The organism is Terriglobus roseus (assembly GCF_900102185.1).
Classification (GTDB): Bacteria; Acidobacteriota; Terriglobia; order Terriglobales; family Acidobacteriaceae; genus Terriglobus; species Terriglobus roseus_A.
This window is the reverse complement of record NZ_LT629690.1, coordinates 3,702,022-3,720,731: the sequence shown is the minus strand read 5'-3', so window position 1 is coordinate 3,720,731 and position 18,710 is coordinate 3,702,022. Positions and strand designations below refer to the sequence as shown.

Here is an 18,710-nt window from a genome sequence, read left to right as displayed (position 1 = left end):
GGTTTCACCCAACGCGAGGTTCGCCCGCGGAAACCGTGCGTTCCGGGGGCAGTATGGCGACAGGCAATATCGAAGACAGCGAACAGGCACTTGCAAACAGCGGGACTGTTCCCTCAGTGACCACGCTCACTGAGTGGAAAGCACGGGTTCAAAGCCGCGAGGCTCGCGTTGGCATTATCGGGTTGGGTTATGTGGGATTGCCGCTCACGCTGCTGTTCTCAAGCGAAGGTTTTCGCGTCACCGGCTTCGATGTCGATGAGAAGAAGGTCGACACGCTGAACAACGGCGCCAGCTATATATGGCGGATTGAGCCGGAACATATTGCTGCGGCGCAGGCCAAGGGCTTTCGCGCGACGACGGACTTCAAAGACATTGCAGAGATGGATGCCGTGCTGATCTGCGTGCCCACGCCGCTGACAGAGCATCATGCACCGGACCTGAGCTATGTGGAAACGACGGTGCATGCGATTGCGCCTTATGTGCGTGCTGGACAGTTGATTGTTCTGGAGAGCACGACGTATCCCGGCACGACGGAAGAGATTGTGGTGCGCATTCTTACTGAAGCCGGTGCGAAGCGAGGCGTGAACGTACAGATTGCTCCCCCGGAAGAAACGGAACAGATTGATGGCATCCTGGTGGCGTTTTCGCCGGAGCGTGAAGACCCGGGCAACATGATCACGCCGCGCCGCGAGATTCCTAAAGTCGTCGGCGGTATGGATAAGCCAGCCACGGAAGCTGCGTGTGCTTTATATGGTTCGATCTTTACAAAGACGGTACCAGTGTCATCGCCCGCGACTGCTGAGATGACGAAGCTGCTGGAGAACATCTACCGCAGCGTGAACATTGCTTTGGTGAACGAGCTGAAGCAGCTCTGCATGAAGATGGGCGTGGATATTTGGGAAGTGGTTGATGCGGCTGCGACCAAGCCATTCGGTTTCCAGGCGTTTTATCCCGGACCAGGCATCGGCGGCCACTGCATTCCGGTCGATCCGTTTTATCTGACGTGGAAGGCCAAAGAGTATGGCTTCACGACGCGCTTCATCCAGCTTGCAGGTGAGGTGAATGAGGACATGCCGGTCTTCGTGATGCGGCAGGTTGCTCGAGCTTTGAATGCACAGGGTGTGGCCACCAAGGGTGCGAAGGTGCTGGTGCTGGGTGTGGCGTACAAGGCAGATGTAGACGATCTGCGTGAGTCTCCGTCGCTGGCCATCATCGAACAATTGCAAGGGCTGGGATGCGATGTCAGCTACAACGATCCCTTCTTTCCCAAAGTGGGACACGGTCGTAAATACGCTCTGAACATGGAATCCACACCATTAGAGCGGGTTAGCGAATTTGACTGCGTTTTGATTGCTACGGACCACTCCGCATACGAGATGGAAACGATTGTTGCGGAAGCGAAGCTGGTGGTAGATTCGAGAAACGCCACACGTCATATTCAGTCACCAAAGATTGTTCGCTGCTAATAATCAGCGCCCAAGCGAGGTAGACCATCGGCCATTAGAGCTGTAGACGAGGCGGAATTCTGCCTCGTTTCTGCTTTCAGTGGTTCTCAAAACTGAGAGTTCTCTCACAGGTATTCCTGGGTTGCGGCATACGCCGTGCAACGCGCACTTGTGCGCGTTTGCGTGTCACCAGGTTCCTGTTTGAAGGGGATTCAGTACGTTGTCGTTTTGGGGAGATGTAACAGCCCATTTCAGATGTTCGCAGCGATGGTCTGTCGCGGGGAGCCTTCCTGTGGCGGTGCTGCTCGTTGTCTCATCTGGAAACGCGCTACGGGCGCAGCAAGTGGAATCGCCGCAGGCCATGCGTGCACGAACGGCGGTGGAGGAGCCAGTCGCGGCTGCTCGCAGAGCGAAGGCTTTCGCGCGGTCGCATCAGACGGCGAAGGGAGATTCGCCTGCAGCCGCGTTGGTGTCGGCGAAGGTGCAACAGGCTGGCCTGGTTCAGGCGCAGGCAACGTCGTTGGCGACTCCTTGGACTGCGGTTGGTCCGGTTCAGGTGCAGTCGCTGAGTTATGGATTGGTTACGGGACGCGTTACGTCGCTGGCGCTTGATCCGAATGATGCAAGCAACAACACGCTCTGCACGATTACGCCGCAGTACCGCGATCTTTCCGCTACTGGCACAGTGACAGTGACGCTACTGACTGGCACAACTGCAAACGACATCACAGGCAAGCCGCTACTGTTTTTGCTACTCCCTCTTCCGTTGTGGATGATGCGTCGACGAGCGATGCGTGGTGTTGCGCTTGCATTGGTTGCGATTGCTGTTCTTGCGAGCGCGCAAGGTTGCGGTTCTGGCAAGAAGACGGCTGCTGATGGTTCCTCAGGCGGCTCTGGCGGCAGCGGCGCCACGCCCTCGGGAAGCTATACCATCACGGTTTCCGCAACGGCCGCAGGTGTAACGCATGCTGTGCCACTTACATTGAAGGTGCAGTAGCTACAGAGCCATTGCAGCAGCATGAGCGCTGGCCCATGCCCATTGGAAGTTGTAACCACCCAGCCAGCCTGTGACATCGACGACTTCACCGATGAAGGCGAGTCCGGGTACTTTCTTTGCCTGCATCGTGGTGCTGTCCAACTCGGTAGTGCTGACGCCGCCTGCAGTGACTTCCGCTTTGGCAAAGCCTTCCGTTCCTGCTGGCGTTACGGGCCATGCGTGTAGCCGCTCTTCCAGTTTTGTGATGGAAGTATTCTTCCAATCCGGTGGAGCGTTTTCATAAAGCCATCGTTCGGCCATGCGTTGCGGAAGATGCGCGCGCAACAGTGCAAACGCTGTGGCATCGTCTCGGCGATGATTGGCTGCGAGCATAGGCGTGAAGACATTCGCAGTTGGCGCCAGATCGAAAAGCACAACTTCGCCTTGACGCCAGTAGGACGAAATCTGCAATACGGCAGGACCGCTCCATCCGCGATGCGTAATGAGTATCTTTTCGCGGAATTTTGGTGTCGGACCCTTCTTTTGTGGCGCGGTGGTTGCAATTGCTTCCGCCGACAATCCAGAGAGATCGCACCAGAGTTCGCGTTCTGTGTCGCTCAACGTGAAAGGGACAAGCGCAGCACGCGGTTCCACAATGCGCAGGCCGAAGCTGCGTGCAATGTCGTAGCCGACGCCAGTTGCTCCGAGCTTAGGGATCGACAGTCCACCAGTTGCCACGACTACATTGCGTGCTGTGAATTCGCCCGCGGAGGTATGTACGCGAAACCCAGTGTCTGTTTGTTCCATGCGCTCTACTGCTGTTCGCAATTTCGTCTCGACATTGCTATTGCGGCACTCTGTTTCCAGTAGCGAAACGATCTGCTGGGCGCTGCCATCGCAGAAGAGTTGGCCCAGCGTTTTCTCGTGATAGGGAATGCGATATTTCTCTACCAGCGTGATGAAATCTCGTGGTGTGTAACGCGCGAGGGCGCTCTTGGCGAAGTGAGGATTTTCGCTGAGGTAGTTCGCCGGGCCTGCATGGATGTTGGTGAAATTGCAGCGGCCGCCACCGCTGATCAGGATCTTTCGTCCTGCGCGTTCGCCCGCTTCCAGCAGCAACACACGTAAGCCGCGGGCACCTGCTTGTGCGGCGCAGAACATTCCTGCGGCTCCTGCGCCGAGCACAATACAGTCGTAAATAGGCGTTGTGGACATCTGATCTTTATCCTATTGGGAATGCAGTTACGCCGTTATATTCCCCCGGCACGTGCAGCGCGTTCTGCTCCGCGTGCAGCCACCGTTGAGCCTGGCACCACCAACCACCACGGGCAGACCGTTGTGCGTAAGGCAGCTCGCGCGGTGAATGACCTTCCCGGCCAAAGTGTTTATGTTCTGCGCTGCAAAGGCTGCGGGCATGAGTATGGCGAGGCGGGCATCCGCGTGCATCAGCGCAAATGCCCGGTGTGCGATGGCGGCAAGCCCGGCCTGCCGGTTCCGGCGGAAGAGCCTACGCTGTTTGGATAAGAGCAGCTTGCGGATTTATGCGAGCGCTCCGACTTCGCGCAGCTTCGCGTTTAGTTGATCCAGCGACTGTTGCGTGGTTCCTGCCACGGAGATGTGCCATGCCTCGTCTTCGGAAGGATCCTCCAGTGTGGCGAGCTGGCTGGTGAGCAGGTTCGGGTTCATGAACTCGTGCGCGCGATGGTGCAGGTGGTCTGCGATGGTTTCCTTTGGCGCTGTGAGAACGGCAAAACGCACCGTGTCCTGCGAAAGATCGCCACGCAGCACATCGCGGTATGAGGCCTTCAGGGCAGAGCAAGCCATGATCATGCCTTCGCCGCGCTGGGCGTATTCTTCAATCTTGCCGTGCAGAATGGCCAGCCAAGGGGCTCGGTCGTTGTCGTCCAGCGGATGTCCGGCGGCCATTTTGGCCTTATTTGCGGCGGGGTGAAAATCGTCGCCGTCCAGGAACGGCCATCCCGTCTCCTTCGAAAGCATGGTGCCCAGTGTGGTTTTGCCGGTGCCACTTACACCCATCAGGATCAGGATCACTGTGGTAAGACCTCTCTGCTTTCTATTGTGCGGCATCTATGGGATTGCATCCACCCCGGGTGGCTCTAAACTGTTGTCGTGATCATGCGTCCGTTTTCCGCCCTTCTGCCCGCCGCCGCCTTCCTGCTTGTGTCCGCGTCCGGGTGTAAAGCCTCTGCGCCGTCTGTCGCCCCGACTGATGCTCCGAAGACTGTTGCGAAGGCCGCTGCTGCGGCGCCTGCTGCTCCGGCCACGGTCGCGCCGGTGTATGGCTACAGCGTGGTGGCAAAGTATCCGCATTCCACAGATAGCTATACGGAAGGCTTCCTGTACAAGGACGGCAAATTTTACGAAGGGACCGGCATGGAAGGCCGCAGCGGCATCCAGGTGCTTGATCCGGCCACAGCGAAGGTGTTGCAGGAACGCAAGATGACCAACAACTTCTTCGGCGAAGGCATTGTGGATTGGGGCCCGAATATTCTGCAGTGGACTTGGCAGACACACATTGGTGTGGTGATGGATCGCGCCACGCTGAAGCCGCTGCACACGTTCACCTATACCGGCGAAGGTTGGGGCATGACGCGTGATAACAAACGCCTGATTACCAGCGACGGTTCGGCAACGCTGCGTTTTCGCAATCCAGAGACCTTCGAGGAGATTGGCCATATCGACGTGAAGGACGGCGATAAGCCTGTCGATCAGTTGAATGAGTTGGAGTTCATCAACGGCGAAATCTGGGCCAATGTGTGGCACCTGGAGCGCATCGCGCGTATTTCGCCGAAGGACGGCAAGGTGATTTCGTGGGTGGACGTGACCGGCATTCTGCCTGCAGCGGAAAAGCGGGACGATGAGAGTGTGTTGAACGGCATTGCGTATGACGAGGCGAAGGGCCGCATCTTCATTACGGGCAAGCAGTGGCCTACGATCTTCGAAATCAAGGTCGGTGCGAAGAAGTAATCGCTGTACCTTGTCCATTGTTCTGGCGTAAAACGATTTCTACCTGCTGTAGATGGCTTTGCAAGGAGAGATACGTATGCACCTGATTGGAACGCTGATCATCGGCCTAATTGTGGGCGCGTTAGCGAAGTTTTTAATGCCGGGTAAAGATCCGGGCGGATTCATCATTACGATTCTTCTAGGTATTGCAGGCGCGTTCGTAGGAACGTATTTGGGCCAGTTGTTGCACCTCTATCAACCGGGGCAGTCCGCAGGGTGGATCATGTCCATCATCGGCGCTATGATTTTGCTTGGTATTTACCGGTTGATCGTGGGGCGAAACGCTTAAACGCCCAAGGCCTTACGCAGCTCGTCTATGGTCTGGCCTTGCTGATGGAAGTGCCGCACCACGCTGCCGGTATGGAGCGTGCGTGACACCAGCGATGGATCAGGGCAGGCAAACTGAACGCCGGCGGAGCCGAAACGCATGGCGTTAGCTCCGTTTGTTTTTTCCACGATGCCGTCCGCAACCAGTAGATGGTTCAGCGCAAGCTGATCGTCGCGTTCTACTTGCGCTGCTGCTGCAAAGCGATCCAACAGCGCTTGCGCGGCAACTGTGGGACGCCACAGCATGAAGCCGCAGCACAGGACGAAGCCCAGTGCACGGTCCACGTCCATGGGGATGCTGTGATCCAGTTGCGCGATGACGTCTGCATCCGGAAGCGATGCAAGCAGTGGAAGCACATCGCCCACGGGGATGGCGTCCAGATCCAGCACCATGACAGAGTGGCCGGCTGCAACGAGTGCGCGCAGGTATAGCGTCCGCACCAGCCACAAGACGCCGCGCGTCTTCGGATGCAGCTTGCCTTCATTCCATGCGAAGAAGCTGCGGCAATCTACGATGTGAATGTTGTCGTACGTCTTCGTTACTTGCAGCGCGACATCATCCATGGCCAGCACCACAATGCGCGAACCAATGTGCTTTCGCACCTGCTGTATCCAGAGATCAAACAGAGAAAGATAACCGCCGCTGAGCGGTACAAGGACAGTGGGCGAGCCATCGCTGCTGGCAGTAATCGTGTTTGCTTCGTCGCGAATGTGAGTTTGTAGTGAGCCGTCTTGTAGCGCAACGGACAGCTTGCGTAGCCTGTGTGCTGCGTCGGCTACAAAGGCATCCCCTGATGCCGTTGCATTCTTTTCTGCGTCGTCGAGGAAATCGTCAGCGAGCGTTGGTTCTTCGATGCGTGTCGCCATCTCTGCGAGCCCCAGCGTGAGTTCGGGCGAACGCTCTCGGTTGTCCTCTACGATGCGGCGAAAAAGTGCATGCACGCTGCCGGGCTTCATGCGGTGCGACAGCATCAGTACATACGAAAGGCGTCTGATTGAGTGGGAGTCGAGATCGCGCAGCTGTGTTTGCGCCAGCACAACAGCGGCGGGATACCACAGGTGCATGCGTGCCAACGCCTTGCTGAGTGCCACGCCCAGGCGCATGGTTATGCGGCCTCTGTGGGGCGATTGCGCTGGAAACGACTCATCAGAATCACACGCAGTTCATCCATACGGAAGGTTACATATCCGGCCACGGCCAGCAGCAGTGTGGATGCAATCGCGACGCCGGTGGACACAGGCAGTGTCCAGTGTGCGGCTGCGATTGCGGGGAACGATGTGAGCGCAAATGCTGCCACGATAAAGATGATGAAGCGACGCAGCAGACTGTTGTCGATCATTGCGTCATCGGGGAAGAGTTTGTGATTCAGATGAACCACATAGGCGGTCTGCAGAATCTCCCACGCCAGCCATGTCACAATAAATCCGGCTACACCCCACACACGCATGGTGAATATCGATATGGCTAGCATGATCGCGTAGCCAATGAAGATCCGCGTCGACAGCTCTTCATGCTCGTTGCTGGAGGACTGGAACTGTGTCTTGTGTTCCTTCAAGCCCAACACGGCGGAAATAATAGCCATCTCAATGCAGAGGTATGGGTGGTAGTCGATACGATCGTGCAGCCATAGATGAAACAGCAGCGGACACATCAGGAGACTGCCGATGCTGACTACTGGAATCAGGAACAACACTATGCGTTCCGAGAGATCGTAGAGACGTCGCAGTTCGCTCCAATCGGACTTGCCGACGAGCATCGTAATGTCCTGACCGATGACGTTCGATGCCATGGAGAGAATCTGTCGCGACATCTGAAACACCACGCGCACCAGTGAAAACAGGGTGACCATGGCAGGACCGAGGACACGCTGAATCACAAGGACTGGACCCTGCCAGGTGAGAAATCCTGCCAAGGCGATCAATCCAAAGTGGCCGCTGGGTTTCAGCATGCGACCCACTTCTGCCCAGGAGCCATCGCGCAACGAGGGGACGAGCACGCGCTCTGTGTGTCGGAGATCAAACAAGGCGTACACGGTGAAGATCACCAGCGTGGCAAGTTGCAGTGCTGCGAGCATCGGGAATGAGCTACGCATGGCTACGCCCACCGCCATGCTGATGATCCAAAGAAAACGCTGTGCGCTGGAGATGTAATTGCCGCGATGCAGACGACCTACTGCCATGTAGCTATTCGTCAGCAAGCTGAAGAACATGTTCAGGCCAATCTGCAAAATGAGCAGATACAGCGTCATGGAAGCGGCATATGGTCCCACATGCTTCAGCTTCAACATCGTGGTGATTGGCAATACGAACACGACTAACCCGCCCACCATGAATACCGCAAGCACTAGCAGCAACAGTCGGAAGGCGCTTGCTTGAATCGCACGCGCACCGGGAATGTCGCCGCGCGTGAACAGGATGGTCATCTGGTTGTTGGCGTAGGTCTGCACGCCATAGTTGAGTGTGCCCAGATAGTTCACGCTGGCACTCAGCGCGATCCATTCGCCGTAGACTTCCACGCCCTGTCCATAGAACTTCAGGAAGAAGGGGGGAACTAACAGCTGCATCAGCACGGTTAATCCCTGACCCAGGAAGGCCGTCACCAGCAATTGCAGGATGCGCTTTAATCTCATTGTTCTAGTTAGTTTATCTGCACCAGAAGAAAGAGGACGCTGCCATGCAGCGTCCTCTGTTGCAGTGCGGTCAAAAAAGTTACCAGATGTGGATACGATCTTCTGGCTTCAGATACAGCGCATCGCCGGTTTTCACACCAAATGCGTCGTACCAAGCGTCCAGATTGCGCACTGTGGCTGCGCGATACATCCCCGGTGAATGCGGATCGCCAAGCACTTGTGCGCGCAACACGTTCTCGCGTTCCAGCCCTGCGTAGTTCTGTGCAAAGGCAATGAAGAACTGCTGATCCCCCGTAAGTCCATCGACCACTGGTGCGGATTTGCCCTTCAATGATTCTCGATAGGCGTCGTATGCGGCTTGCAATCCGGCCACGTCTGCAATGTTTTCGCCTAGTGTCTGCTTGCCATTGACGTGCAGATCGGGGAAGGGAGCATAGGAGTCATACTGTTTTGCGAGTGCTGCGGTGGAATCGTTGAAGTGTTTCAGGTCGGCTTCGGTCCACCAGTTGCGCACACGTCCCTGGCTGTCAAAGGCAGCGCCCTCACTGTCAAAGGTGTGTGAAATTTCGTGGCCAATTACAGCGCCGATCGCACCGTAGTTTGCAGCGTCAGTGCGTGCAGGATCGAAGAATGGTGGCTGCAGAATGGCTGCGGGGAAATTCAGCGCATTGTCTAGGGGAAGATTTACAGCGTTCACCGTTTGCGGTGTCATCGTCCATTCTTTGCGATCGGTAGGCTTGCCGATTTGCGAGAGCGCGTACTCATACTCGAAACGGCTTGCGCGCCACACGTTGCCGAAGAGGTCGTCAGGCTTGATCTCTAATGCGGCGTAGCTGCGCCATTTTTCTGTATAGCCAATGCTCACCTGTAGTGCATCGAGTTTGACGATGGCCTCCTTACGTGTGGCGGGCGCCATCCATGTCAGCGTTTCCAGCCGTGTGCGGAACGCTGTCATCAGGTTGGTGACCATTGTTTGCACGCGCGCTTTGTCTTCCGCCGTGAAGTACTTCGCGGCGTAGATCTTGCCAACGGCGTCGCCAAGTCGGTCATCTACCAGCATCACCGCGCGCTGCTGGCGCGGACGTTGTGCCATTGTTCCGGTTACCGCTTTCACAAATTCGAAACGCTCATCGGCGAATGCCTTTGAGACATAAGAGCCGTATGCCGTGACCATGTGCGCAATGAGGAAGTCCTTCCACACGGCGATGGGCTGCGATTTCACAAGATCACTTTCTGCTGTGAATGCGCTGGGCTGCCACACGATGAAGGTCTTCTGGTGTTCCAGGCCTGCAGCAGCGAAGTAAGTCTTCCAATCCAGTCCCGGTGCTTTCTTTTCAAAGTCTTCCGGTGTCCACGGATTGTTCGCGTGCTCAATGTTTTCGCTGTCGGCAAGCGATACCTGCTTCTGCGCAATTGCAGTTTCCAACGCGAGTACAGCGGTGGCGCGCTCGTCGGCATTTTCATAGCCCAGCAGATGGAAGACTGCAGCGAGATGCTTTCCGTATGCGTCGCGTACCTGCTTCATGCGCGGAGCATCGCTCAGATAGTAGTCGCGGCTGCTTAGCCCCAGGCCACCTTGAAGAAGGTATGGCGCGTAGTGGTCAGGGTCGTTGAAGCTGGGCGCGACCCACAGACCGAAGAGGTTTGCCGTGTGATAGTTCGTGTTGTTCAACGCGTCCACGTCATTGCGCAGCGAACGGCCAAGCTGAACGGCGAGTTCGTGACGATCCTTGATGGCAAGGAGGGGTTTCAGCTGCGCGTCGAGTGCGGTGCGGCCGTGCGCTTCGATGGCTGCTTCGTCCATGTAGGAGCGATAGAGGTCGGCGATCTTGCGGCCGTCAGAGCCTGCCGGAGCGTGCTGTAGTTCTGGATTCGTAACGATGGCGGCGACGAGTTTCTGTGCGCGGTCGTCCAGAACAGAGAATGTGCTGACGGAACTGCGGTCGGCGGGGATGCTCAGCTTCGTGAGATACGTGCCGTTGGCGTACTTGTAAAAGTCATCGCCGGGTTTCACGGCCTTGTCGATGGCGGAGGCGTTCACGCCATGTTGCTGGGCGGGGATGGCGAAGGGAAGTGCGGTCGTGAGTAGGGCTGCCAGGGCAGCCGAACGGAACAGTTTCATGAGGGTACTCCAGGCACACATTCTATGCCGCCGTGGGTGTGAGGCATTTTCGCGCCTGACCGCGTCTTTCCTATGGCCTTCGCGTCTGTACATGCGAGAGGATGTTCGTCATGAAAACGCTCTGGAAGTCTGCGGTACTGTGTTCTGCCCTCACGTTGTCCACGCTTGCCTTTGGGCAGAACGCCACCAGCGGTGGCGATCAACAGCCGCAGCAGGATGCGCAGGGACAGGGAATGCGCCGAGGAATGGGTGGCCCCGGTGGGCAGGGTGGACGTCGCGGCGGCGCTACGCGCGGCACAGTGACATCGGTCAGCGGATCCAATGTTGTCGTAAAGGATGAAGCAGGAACGACCTGGACGATCATCACCACGGAAAATACCCGCGTGATGCGTGGTCGGGAGACGCTGGCGATCTCCGGCATTCAACCGGGCGACGAAGTGATGAGCATGGGTATGCCCGACGCCGACAAGCATGAACTCCACGCCATGATGGTGATGGATGTGCCCGCCGCAGATGTCGCAAAGGCGAAGGCGAACCTGGGTAAGACATACATTGTGGGGCGGATCACCGCGATTGACGAAACGAAGCTGACCATCATGCGCTCGGATAAGGTGTCGCAGACGATTTCGTTGGACGAGACGACCAGCCTTCGCAAGGGTGGCCGCATGGACCCTGCCGCATTGCAGGCTGCTGGATTGAATACCGGCATGATGGGCATGGGCGGTGGCATGGGAATGGGCCCCGGTGGTGGCGGTATGGGGCAGGGTGGCAGAAATGGCGGCGGCAATGGTGGCAATCGTCCTGCGCCGAATGCTGAAGGAGAGTCCATCACACTGGCGGATGTGAAGGTTGGTGATAGTGTGGTTGGCCTTGGTTCGGTCAAGGGCGGTGTGTTTGTGCCGACCGATCTGCGTGTGCAGGAACAACGTGCTGGTGGACCTTCGGGCGGCCGCAGAAATGGCGGCAATGGCGATGCGCTTCCTCCGCCTCCGCAGTAGTAACTCTCAACTGCTTGTGCAAAGAGAAAGGGAGCAGCGATTCCGCTGCTCCCTTCTTTTGTTGATTGCGGTTCTTTATACGGGGTCGATCCGCAGGTCTGCGAGCGGATCGGTGTGGATCTGGCGGCGCGTGGTGGCAAAGCCGTAGATCGCGATGTACACGTAGCAGGCAGCGGGAATCAGAAACGCCTTCTGGTAGCCCACGTGATCGGCGAAGTGGCCGTAGACGTAGGGGATGATTGCGCCGCCGACGATGGCCTGCACCATCAGGCTGCTGCCCTTGCTGGTGAGTTCTCCCAGTCCAGCCAGACCCAGCGTGAAGATGCTGGGGAACATGATGGAGTTGAACAGGCCCACCGACAGAATGGTGTACATGGCAACGTGGCCGCCGGAGAAGACGCTGGCCAGCACCAGTACAAACGCCACCATCGCGAAGATGCCCAGCAGCGTGCCGGTGCGTACCTTCTGCAGGATGGCTGAACCGATAAAGCGGCCAATCATGGCGCCCAGCCAGTAGTACGAGACGTACTTGGCGGCGGCTGCTTCGGAGAGGCCACCGATGTTGGGCTCGCCGAAGTAGTTGATGAGGAAGCTGCCGATGGAGACTTCGGCACCCACGTACAGGAAGATGCCCAACGCGCCCAGCCACAACCATGTCTGGTTCCAGATGCCGGGGCCAAAGCCTGCGATGGGACGCAGATCAACGGTGAGGTGTTCCTTGTTGTCGAGTCGCACGGTGTACAGCAGGATTGCCAGCAGAACCAGGATGCCGGTGATCACCAGATACGGCGTGGTGATGGTGGATGCCTGCTGTGCGCGGTAGGCGGCCAGTTCGTCGGGCGTGAACTTCGCAATCGCGACGGCGGTTGCCGCGCCTACACCCGCAAGGATGGTGTAGCGGCCGATGATGGGTGCGATGAAGGTGCCAAAGGAGTTAAGCGCCTGCGACAGGTTCAAGCGGCTGGAAGCTGTTTCTTCCGGGCCAACGCTGGCGACGAACGGGTTCGCCGAAACCTGCAGGGCCGTAATGCCCGCTGCGAGAATCACCAGCGCGCCCAGGAACAACGGGTACGACGCGAGCCGAGCTGCCGGGATGAAGAGGATCGCACCCACAGCCGCGACGCCAAGGCCGGTGACCATGGTGTATTTGTAGCCGCGATATTCCACCAGCTTGCCCGCGGGAAGCGCGAACACGAAATAGGACCCGAAGAACGCCGTCTGGATCAGCGCTGATTGAGCAATGGAGAGCGAGAAGATGCTCTTCAGGTGCGGAATCAGGATGTCGTTCATGCAGGTGAGGAATCCCCACATGAAGAACAGCGTGGTGGCGATGGTCATCGCGCGGTAATCGGTCTGTGTGCGGCGGAAATGATTTGAGCCGGATGATGCGGCGGCGCTAAAGGCCATCGGGCGAGATCTTCTTTCGTGTAAGTCCGTGGCGCTTCTGTGCCCGGCTGTCGCTATTGAGGGTAGCGCACACGAGGTTGCTTTCGCACCGGTATTTGCCGGAGACAGCCGCTATTCGCCGCCGGAATCGCTCGGCTGCGCAAAGAGCGGTGGTGGCATCTCCAATACGGAACGACGACGCGGTGCAACGGAGAGTCCACGATGAGGCGCCGCATGCGTTCTGCGCTGGCCTGGAGCGGGCCGATCGAGCAGGGAGGCGATCTCATTCAGGTCAGAACGCAGTTTGCGAAGCCGAAGGGCTGTGGTGTCCTCAGCGGCCGCCTTCTTGGGGGCTGGGGTTTCGGCAACTGGCTCTGGCGCAGAACGCTTGGCATCGGACTTCAAGGCCTGCCGCGCGCCGGGGATGGTGTAGCCCTCGTCGTAGAGCAGCCGGCGGATTTCAGCGAGCGTTTCCACGTCGCGGCGGCGATAGAGTCGCTGCCCGGTGCCACCCTTGCCCGGCTTCAGTTGAGGAAACTCCGTCTCCCAGAAGCGCAGAACGTAGGGTGGCAGATCCAGCAGCTTGGAGACTTCGCCAATGCGGAAGTAGAGTTTGTCCGGAATCTGCAGGGGCGCGACGGATTTCGGCTTCCGTTTTGTGTCCGTTCGCGTTGTTGGGGGAGATGCCAAAAATGCCTGCTCCGAGTGCCGGGTTTTGGGGACAGTGTAGCTCTCGCAGTGCAGTTTGCGCGGCTTTTTTGAAGGCAGGGAACGGCTGTGGTTCCTTTTTCGCGGTGGAGAAGCAACGAAAAAAAAGGCCCCGCACTGGCGGGGCCTCGCTCATGGACAGGAACAGCGGGCAGTCGAAACTCCCGGTCGCCGCGTTGGTTTGCCTCCTGGGGTCGTCTCCCTGACGAAAAGACCCCGAACCTACTATGCCAACGCTACGGATGGGATGGACTTAACCAGCCACACTAAATATTGGGGCAGGGTATCAAGATTGTCAAGAAAATGGTGCAATTTTTCTGTGGACATAATTCACAGGGAACCGGTAGCGGAAAACCGCCGTATCCTCTCCACATCGCTACATGTGTGTTTTCCGGTGGCGAGGAGGATCTGTCATGCATGCACGTTTACGCCTGATTGCCGCAACTTCACTTCTTCTCCCGTTGGCTGGCTGCTTCATCCAGACAAAAAAGGATGCGAACGGCAAGGAAAGCAATGTCGATATCCAGACGCCGCTGGGCGGTATGTCCGTAAAGACGGACAATGCTGCGGTCGCCGCAAAGTTGGGACTTCCGATCTATCCAGGCGCTATGCCGGAGCAGAAGAAGGACAACGACGAAAGCTCCGCAGATGTGAATATGAATTTTGGCCCGTTCCATCTGCGTGTGCTGGCACAGGGATACACGTCTACCGACAGCCCGGATAAGGTACGCGCCTTTTATCAGAAGGCGCTGGCGCAGTACGGTGACGTGATTGAGTGCCAGGGCAAACAGCCGGTGAACGGTTCGGCTTCGCACACAGCCCAGGGACTTACCTGCGATAACGACAATCACATCTCCGTGAGCGACGATAAGAAGAAGGCGATCAAGTTCGACAGCAACGAGGTTGAACTGAAGGCTGGATCGAAGTCGCGTCAGCACATTGTGGGATATGAAATGAAGGATGGCCGTACAAGGTTTGCTTTGGTCGCGCTGGAACTGCCTTCCGACAACGAGGATTCGAAGCAGGCGAACTAACTTCGTGATTGCCGGACACAGCCTCTGAAACGCGATAGCCTTGGTATATGACGGAACACTGTGCGCGCTGCGGAGCCGCATTACCGATAGTCGATGGTGATACGGCGGCGTTTTGCGCTGTCTGTGGTCTGCCGCAATTGCGTGTGGCTTCTGAGGCTGTGATCCCAGTGGCACCGGCGTCTGGCGACGTTGAACCTGAGAAGCGGATCGATCATCCTCGTTTGGATTGGGGAACCGGCCTGCGCATGGTGGCCGTGGTGGCTGCCGTAGGCGCCATTGCACCGAGTCTTCTGCCGGGGGCGGTCTCCACTGGATCAGCAGGCGGCTTGTCACTGCTGGCCATGCCACTGCTTACGGTGGCTGCCGTCACTCTGTACCACCGCAGCCGTCCGCGACGCGAAATCTCACCGGTGATTGGTGGTCGACTTGGCGCCACGCTGGGCCTAATGGTGGGCGCGTGGATCGCGTTTCTTACGGGCGCGGTCGGGTTTACGTTGCGCTACCACTACCATTCCACCGCAATGGATAACGCCCTGCAGCAGGGTTTCGATTCCATGATGGTCCGCATGCAGGAAGCCGGTCCGCAACCGCCGGAACTGATCGGGTTTATCCGTTCGCCGGAGTTTCTGGCGGGATCGTTTCTGATGGGACATGTATTCAGCATCCTGCTTCTGGTGATGACCGGAACAGTTTGCGGCTGGTTGGCCGGGGCGCTTCTGCGTTCGCGTCGCCAACGCCTGACACAGTAACAAGCGATAACCCCCGGTTGCGTGGGGCGCTTGCTCCGCGCTTCGTCGCCTTCTATCATCACGGCACGATGAGCGACGCAACCACCACGCCCGAAACCACTGCCTCCAAAGCCAACATCCGTGAGAAAGGCCGCCTCATGTCGGCCTCGGAGATCGACCGTACGCTGGTACGCCTGGCGCACCAGATCGTGGAAAAGCAGGAGGGAAGCAGCAACCTTGGGCTGGTTGGCATCAAGCGCCGCGGCATTCCGCTGGCTGAGCGCATTGCCAAGATCATTGAGGGGATTGAGAAGCAGCCGGTGCAGACTGGCGTGTTGGACATCTCCTTCTATCGCGATGACTTGTCCACCGCAGGCAATAAGCCAATCGTGGAAAAGGGCGAGATCGGCTTCGACATTGAAGGCCGCGACATTGTCCTGCTGGACGACGTTCTGTATACCGGACGCACCATTCGCGCTGCGCTGGATGCGTTGTTTGATCATGGACGTCCCCGATCAGTGCGTTTGCTGGTGCTGATTGATCGCGGTCATCGCGAGCTGCCGATTGAAGCGCAGTTTATTGGTCGCGTTGTGCCCACTTCGTCCAAAGAGATCATTGAAGTGAAGTTGCGCGAGGTGGACGGCAATGATCAGGTGCTGCTGGTGGAGCGCCTGGATTAACTTGCAGCGATACGAACGATGGAGACCGGCCATTTGGCCGGTTTTTCGTTTCTGTCAAAAAATACAGATGCAAAATTCACCGTGCAGGCGTAGAAAGTCTTCGTCTCGGCTCTAGCCGTTCTGTCGGGCCGGGATTCTCTCAGGAGGAGACTTTTCATGCCCCTTGGCAAACGCTGTATTGCAGAGTTTTTCGGAACGTTCTGGTTGGTGTTTGGTGGATGTGGCAGCGCAGTGCTGGCGGCTGCGTTTCCATCGCTGGGCATCGGCTTTGCAGGTGTGGCGCTGGCTTTCGGCCTCACCGTTCTCACCATGGCTTATACGTTGGGCCACATTTCTGGTGGCCATTTCAATCCGGCCGTAACGCTGGGCCTATGCGCCGGTAAGCGCTTTCCGGCAAAGGATGTCATCCCGTATTGGGTGGCTCAGGTAATTGGTGCAGTCGCTGCCGCAGGCGTGCTGTATGTCATTGCCAGCGGCAAGGCTGGTTTCAGCCTGGAAGGCGGATTTGCTTCCAACGGTTATGGTCTCCACTCTCCGGGCGGATATTCGATGATGGCCTGCATGGTGATTGAGATTGTGCTGACGGCGTTTTTCCTACTCATCATCATGGGTTCTACAGACAAGCGGGTTCCCAACGGCTTTGCGCCGATTGCCATTGGACTTGGACTGACGTTGATTCACCTGATCTCCATTCCGGTGACCAACACTTCAGTAAACCCCGCTCGCAGCCTTGGACCTGCCGTGTTTGTTGGCGGATGGGCGTTGCAACAGGTGTGGCTTTTCTGGGTGGCGCCGCTGATTGGTGGTTTGGTCGGCGGTTTTATCTACGAATTGCTGTTCAGCGAGTACAAGGAAACGCCTGTGTTCTCAGCCACGGAACAGGATGTTGCTAACGTCCGCTAAACAATTGCGTTGAGAACGAATCATGGAAAGAGGGCATGACATAACGTCGTGCCCTCTTTTGCATCTGGAATGCGATTGTGCGAATCAGATGAGGACATTTGCTCCGCGACAAGCGGGTTTGTTCTTATGACAGAGATGACAGCGGTATTTGTGGCAACGGCATGTGGCAACGGCGGTGAACGATGAAGATTGGTATCACCTGCTATCCCACGTATGGCGGCAGTGGCGTCGTTGCCACGGAGCTTGGTATTGAACTGGCGGCGCGTGGCCACCAGGTGCACTTCATCACCTATCAGCAGCCCTTTCGCCTGACGGGACGCGAGGAAGGCATCTTCTTCCACGAGGTGGCGGTTACGAGCTATCCGTTGTTTCAATACCCGCCGTATGATCTTGCGCTGGCGAGTCGCATGGCAGAGGTGGCGGAGTTTTACGGGCTGGATCTGCTGCATGTTCACTACGCCATTCCGCACAGCGTAAGCGCGCTGCTGGCGCGGCAGATGCTGGCTGTACGCGGCATCCGTTTGCCGTTCATCACCACATTGCACGGTACAGACATCACGCTTGTGGGGCAGGACCCTGGTTATCTTCCCATTACGAAATTCGGTATTGAGGAAAGCGACGGTGTGACTTCGATCTCCGCGGACCTGAAAGAGACTACTGTGCGTTCTTTCGGAGTGCAGAAGGAGATCGAAGTGATTCGCAATTTTGTAAATTGCGATGTTTACAAGCCGGACGATGAAAAGCGTCGTGCACTGCGTCCTCGTTATGCGAAACCGGACGAGAAGATTCTGATTCATCTTTCAAACTTTCGTCGCGTGAAGCGTGTGGGCGATGTGGTGGAAGTGTTTGCGCGTGTGGTGCGCGAAGTGCCGTCGCGGCTGATGTTGATTGGCGACGGGCCCGATCGCAGCATCGCGGAATCGTTGGCATTACGTTACGGCATCCAGGATCGCATTCACTTTTTAGGCAAGCAGGACAGTGTGCAGGACTTGTTGTTGCTTGGTGACCTGATGCTGATGCCGTCAGAGATGGAAAGCTTTGGCCTGGCTGCGCTGGAGGGTATGGCGTGTCGCGTGCCGTGCATCGCTACGCGTGTGGGCGGCGTGCCGGAACTGGTGGAAGACGGTGTGAACGGATTGCTGTTTGCCGTGGGTGATGTAAAGGCGATGGCTGCCGGAGCGATTGAGATATTGTCGAACGAGCCTCGTCAGCAAGCAATGGCGGCAGCCGCACGTAAGACAGCGCAGGACAAGTTCTGCACCAGCCGGATCATTCCCATGTACGAGCGCTATTACGAACAGGTGTTGAACGAGGTCAGCTGAGCGTATCCCGAAAAATGTTCAGGCTCTTTATAGATTATTGACACTGCGAAAGTGAGTAGTGTGGGTACCTACGCGGTCCGGGAGTTGCAAGAAGATATAGAGCGCGGACGATCGAAACTATCTCGAATTACCAGTATTTCCGGAATTTCATGATGTGCTACTATCCTCCGCGAAATAGGAGGTAATTTATGTCGGGCATTAAGGCACTTGAAGAAGTCATCATGGTAATTGGGAGTAAGGGAAGCGATGGCGGTTATTCGGTACTGACGCCGCACGGCTTAGTGCACGTTCCAGGTAATAACCCCCTTATGCGCGAAGCCTATGCTGCGCTGGTAAAGGCTAACGTGAAAGTGCAGGAAATCGCACAGCAGCAGCGCGCAGCCTAGTAGATATCCGGGCGCTGCGGTAACAACTTAGCACTCTC

19 protein-coding genes are annotated in these 18,710 nt (G+C 57.2%); 12 read left to right on the top strand and 7 right to left on the bottom strand.

Translation table 11 applies throughout. The annotated features are described in order from the left end of the window. Positions 1–53: 53 nt before the first annotated feature. Together BLT38_RS15650 and BLT38_RS15645 are read left to right on the top strand one after the other, a co-directional pair. Positions 54–1,466 carry a nucleotide sugar dehydrogenase gene (locus BLT38_RS15650; protein ID WP_083346021.1) on the top strand — a complete coding sequence of 471 codons (1,413 nt, stop codon included), beginning with the start codon at positions 54–56 and terminating at the stop codon, positions 1,464–1,466. Positions 1,467–1,737: 271 nt separating this feature from the next. Next, complete coding sequence (locus BLT38_RS15645; RefSeq protein ID WP_083346020.1) at positions 1,738–2,442, top strand: hypothetical protein; 705 nt, start codon at positions 1,738–1,740, stop codon at positions 2,440–2,442. Here the strand turns inward: BLT38_RS15645 and BLT38_RS15640 are convergent, their stop codons facing one another. Beyond that, complete coding sequence (locus tag BLT38_RS15640) at positions 2,443–3,636, bottom strand: NAD(P)/FAD-dependent oxidoreductase (RefSeq protein ID WP_083346019.1); 1,194 nt, start codon at positions 3,634–3,636, stop codon at positions 2,443–2,445. It lies immediately after the preceding gene. Between the two features lie 21 nt (positions 3,637–3,657). Between BLT38_RS15640 and BLT38_RS15635 the strand changes: the two genes are divergently transcribed. Further along, the gene (locus BLT38_RS15635) at positions 3,658–3,945 is read left to right on the top strand and encodes a zinc-ribbon domain-containing protein (RefSeq protein ID WP_083346018.1); all 288 of its coding nucleotides are present in this window, start codon (positions 3,658–3,660) and stop codon (positions 3,943–3,945) included. 15 nt (positions 3,946–3,960) lie between these two features. Here BLT38_RS15635 and BLT38_RS15630 read toward each other — a convergent pair whose 3' ends face one another. Further along, positions 3,961–4,509, bottom strand: coding sequence for a gluconokinase (locus BLT38_RS15630; protein WP_231966550.1), 549 nt, complete (start codon positions 4,507–4,509; stop codon positions 3,961–3,963). Positions 4,510–4,557: 48 nt separating this feature from the next. Between BLT38_RS15630 and BLT38_RS15625 the strand changes: the two genes are divergently transcribed. After that, a complete protein-coding gene (locus BLT38_RS15625) occupies positions 4,558–5,409 on the top strand; it encodes a glutaminyl-peptide cyclotransferase (protein ID WP_083346016.1) in 852 nt (283 codons plus the stop codon). Between the two features lie 76 nt (positions 5,410–5,485). After that, positions 5,486–5,737: a GlsB/YeaQ/YmgE family stress response membrane protein gene (locus tag BLT38_RS15620; protein WP_083346015.1), complete on the top strand. Its 252-nt coding sequence runs from the start codon at positions 5,486–5,488 to the stop codon at positions 5,735–5,737. On the opposite strand, the gene BLT38_RS15615 is transcribed toward BLT38_RS15620, so the two are convergent. From BLT38_RS15615 to BLT38_RS15605, 3 genes are all read right to left on the bottom strand, one after another. After that, on the bottom strand, positions 5,734–6,879 hold the full coding sequence (locus BLT38_RS15615; RefSeq protein WP_083346014.1) for a putative nucleotide-diphospho-sugar transferase: 1,146 nt from the start codon (positions 6,877–6,879) through the stop codon (positions 5,734–5,736). The genes BLT38_RS15620 and BLT38_RS15615 overlap by 4 nt on opposite strands. Before the next feature lie 2 nt (positions 6,880–6,881). Next, positions 6,882–8,405: a lipopolysaccharide biosynthesis protein gene (locus BLT38_RS15610; protein ID WP_083346013.1), complete on the bottom strand. Its 1,524-nt coding sequence runs from the start codon at positions 8,403–8,405 to the stop codon at positions 6,882–6,884. Positions 8,406–8,484: 79 nt separating this feature from the next. Then, on the bottom strand, positions 8,485–10,527 hold the full coding sequence (locus BLT38_RS15605; protein ID WP_083346012.1) for a M13 family metallopeptidase: 2,043 nt from the start codon (positions 10,525–10,527) through the stop codon (positions 8,485–8,487). A 110-nt stretch (positions 10,528–10,637) separates the two neighbouring features. Between BLT38_RS15605 and BLT38_RS20805 the strand changes: the two genes are divergently transcribed. Beyond that, positions 10,638–11,525: a DUF5666 domain-containing protein gene (locus tag BLT38_RS20805; RefSeq protein WP_197674893.1), complete on the top strand. Its 888-nt coding sequence runs from the start codon at positions 10,638–10,640 to the stop codon at positions 11,523–11,525. 75 nt (positions 11,526–11,600) lie between these two features. Here BLT38_RS20805 and BLT38_RS15595 read toward each other — a convergent pair whose 3' ends face one another. Both BLT38_RS15595 and BLT38_RS15590 read right to left on the bottom strand, forming a co-directional pair. After that, entirely contained in the window at positions 11,601–12,932 is a 1,332-nt protein-coding gene (locus BLT38_RS15595) for a sugar MFS transporter (RefSeq protein ID WP_083346010.1), read from the bottom strand. A 111-nt stretch (positions 12,933–13,043) separates the two neighbouring features. Next, on the bottom strand, positions 13,044–13,601 hold the full coding sequence (locus BLT38_RS15590; protein ID WP_231966549.1) for a MerR family transcriptional regulator: 558 nt from the start codon (positions 13,599–13,601) through the stop codon (positions 13,044–13,046). 431 nt (positions 13,602–14,032) lie between these two features. Between BLT38_RS15590 and BLT38_RS15585 the strand changes: the two genes are divergently transcribed. The 6 genes from BLT38_RS15585 to BLT38_RS15560 all read left to right on the top strand — a co-directional run bounded on the left by BLT38_RS15585 (position 14,033) and on the right by BLT38_RS15560 (position 18,672). After that, entirely contained in the window at positions 14,033–14,653 is a 621-nt protein-coding gene (locus tag BLT38_RS15585) for a hypothetical protein (protein WP_083346009.1), read from the top strand. 47 nt (positions 14,654–14,700) lie between these two features. Further along, on the top strand, positions 14,701–15,402 hold the full coding sequence (locus tag BLT38_RS15580) for a hypothetical protein (RefSeq protein ID WP_083346008.1): 702 nt from the start codon (positions 14,701–14,703) through the stop codon (positions 15,400–15,402). Between the two features lie 68 nt (positions 15,403–15,470). Continuing rightward, complete coding sequence (gene pyrR, locus BLT38_RS15575; protein WP_083347130.1) at positions 15,471–16,061, top strand: bifunctional pyr operon transcriptional regulator/uracil phosphoribosyltransferase PyrR; 591 nt, start codon at positions 15,471–15,473, stop codon at positions 16,059–16,061. 156 nt (positions 16,062–16,217) lie between these two features. Then, positions 16,218–16,964: an aquaporin Z gene (aqpZ, locus tag BLT38_RS15570; protein ID WP_083346007.1), complete on the top strand. Its 747-nt coding sequence runs from the start codon at positions 16,218–16,220 to the stop codon at positions 16,962–16,964. A 182-nt stretch (positions 16,965–17,146) separates the two neighbouring features. Next, positions 17,147–18,286: an N-acetyl-alpha-D-glucosaminyl L-malate synthase BshA gene (gene bshA / locus BLT38_RS15565; RefSeq protein WP_083346006.1), complete on the top strand. Its 1,140-nt coding sequence runs from the start codon at positions 17,147–17,149 to the stop codon at positions 18,284–18,286. Between the two features lie 188 nt (positions 18,287–18,474). Next, positions 18,475–18,672 (top strand): hypothetical protein, encoded by a 198-nt coding sequence (locus BLT38_RS15560; protein ID WP_083346005.1) that lies wholly within the window; start codon positions 18,475–18,477, stop codon positions 18,670–18,672. Positions 18,673–18,710 lie beyond the last annotated feature (38 nt).

Excerpts from the sequence above, each read along its gene's own strand:
- BLT38_RS15650 (WP_083346021.1), top strand. The coding sequence starts at position 54 with ATGGCGACAGGCAATATCGAAGACAGCGAACAGGCACTTGCAAACAGC.
- BLT38_RS15640 (WP_083346019.1), bottom strand. The coding sequence starts at position 3,636 with ATGTCCACAACGCCTATTTACGACTGTATTGTGCTCGGCGCAGGAGCC.
- BLT38_RS15635 (WP_083346018.1), top strand. The coding sequence starts at position 3,658 with ATGCAGTTACGCCGTTATATTCCCCCGGCACGTGCAGCGCGTTCTGCT.
- BLT38_RS15630 (WP_231966550.1), bottom strand. The coding sequence starts at position 4,509 with ATGCCGCACAATAGAAAGCAGAGAGGTCTTACCACAGTGATCCTGATC.
- BLT38_RS15625 (WP_083346016.1), top strand. The coding sequence starts at position 4,558 with ATGCGTCCGTTTTCCGCCCTTCTGCCCGCCGCCGCCTTCCTGCTTGTG.
- BLT38_RS15620 (WP_083346015.1), top strand. The coding sequence starts at position 5,486 with ATGCACCTGATTGGAACGCTGATCATCGGCCTAATTGTGGGCGCGTTA.
- BLT38_RS15615 (WP_083346014.1), bottom strand. The coding sequence starts at position 6,879 with ATGCGCCTGGGCGTGGCACTCAGCAAGGCGTTGGCACGCATGCACCTG.
- BLT38_RS15610 (WP_083346013.1), bottom strand. The coding sequence starts at position 8,405 with ATGAGATTAAAGCGCATCCTGCAATTGCTGGTGACGGCCTTCCTGGGT.
- BLT38_RS15605 (WP_083346012.1), bottom strand. The coding sequence starts at position 10,527 with ATGAAACTGTTCCGTTCGGCTGCCCTGGCAGCCCTACTCACGACCGCA.
- BLT38_RS20805 (WP_197674893.1), top strand. The coding sequence starts at position 10,638 with ATGAAAACGCTCTGGAAGTCTGCGGTACTGTGTTCTGCCCTCACGTTG.
- BLT38_RS15595 (WP_083346010.1), bottom strand. The coding sequence starts at position 12,932 with ATGGCCTTTAGCGCCGCCGCATCATCCGGCTCAAATCATTTCCGCCGC.
- BLT38_RS15585 (WP_083346009.1), top strand. The coding sequence starts at position 14,033 with ATGCATGCACGTTTACGCCTGATTGCCGCAACTTCACTTCTTCTCCCG.
- BLT38_RS15580 (WP_083346008.1), top strand. The coding sequence starts at position 14,701 with ATGACGGAACACTGTGCGCGCTGCGGAGCCGCATTACCGATAGTCGAT.
- pyrR (WP_083347130.1), top strand. The coding sequence starts at position 15,471 with ATGAGCGACGCAACCACCACGCCCGAAACCACTGCCTCCAAAGCCAAC.
- aqpZ (WP_083346007.1), top strand. The coding sequence starts at position 16,218 with ATGCCCCTTGGCAAACGCTGTATTGCAGAGTTTTTCGGAACGTTCTGG.
- bshA (WP_083346006.1), top strand. The coding sequence starts at position 17,147 with ATGAAGATTGGTATCACCTGCTATCCCACGTATGGCGGCAGTGGCGTC.
- BLT38_RS15560 (WP_083346005.1), top strand. The coding sequence starts at position 18,475 with ATGTCGGGCATTAAGGCACTTGAAGAAGTCATCATGGTAATTGGGAGT.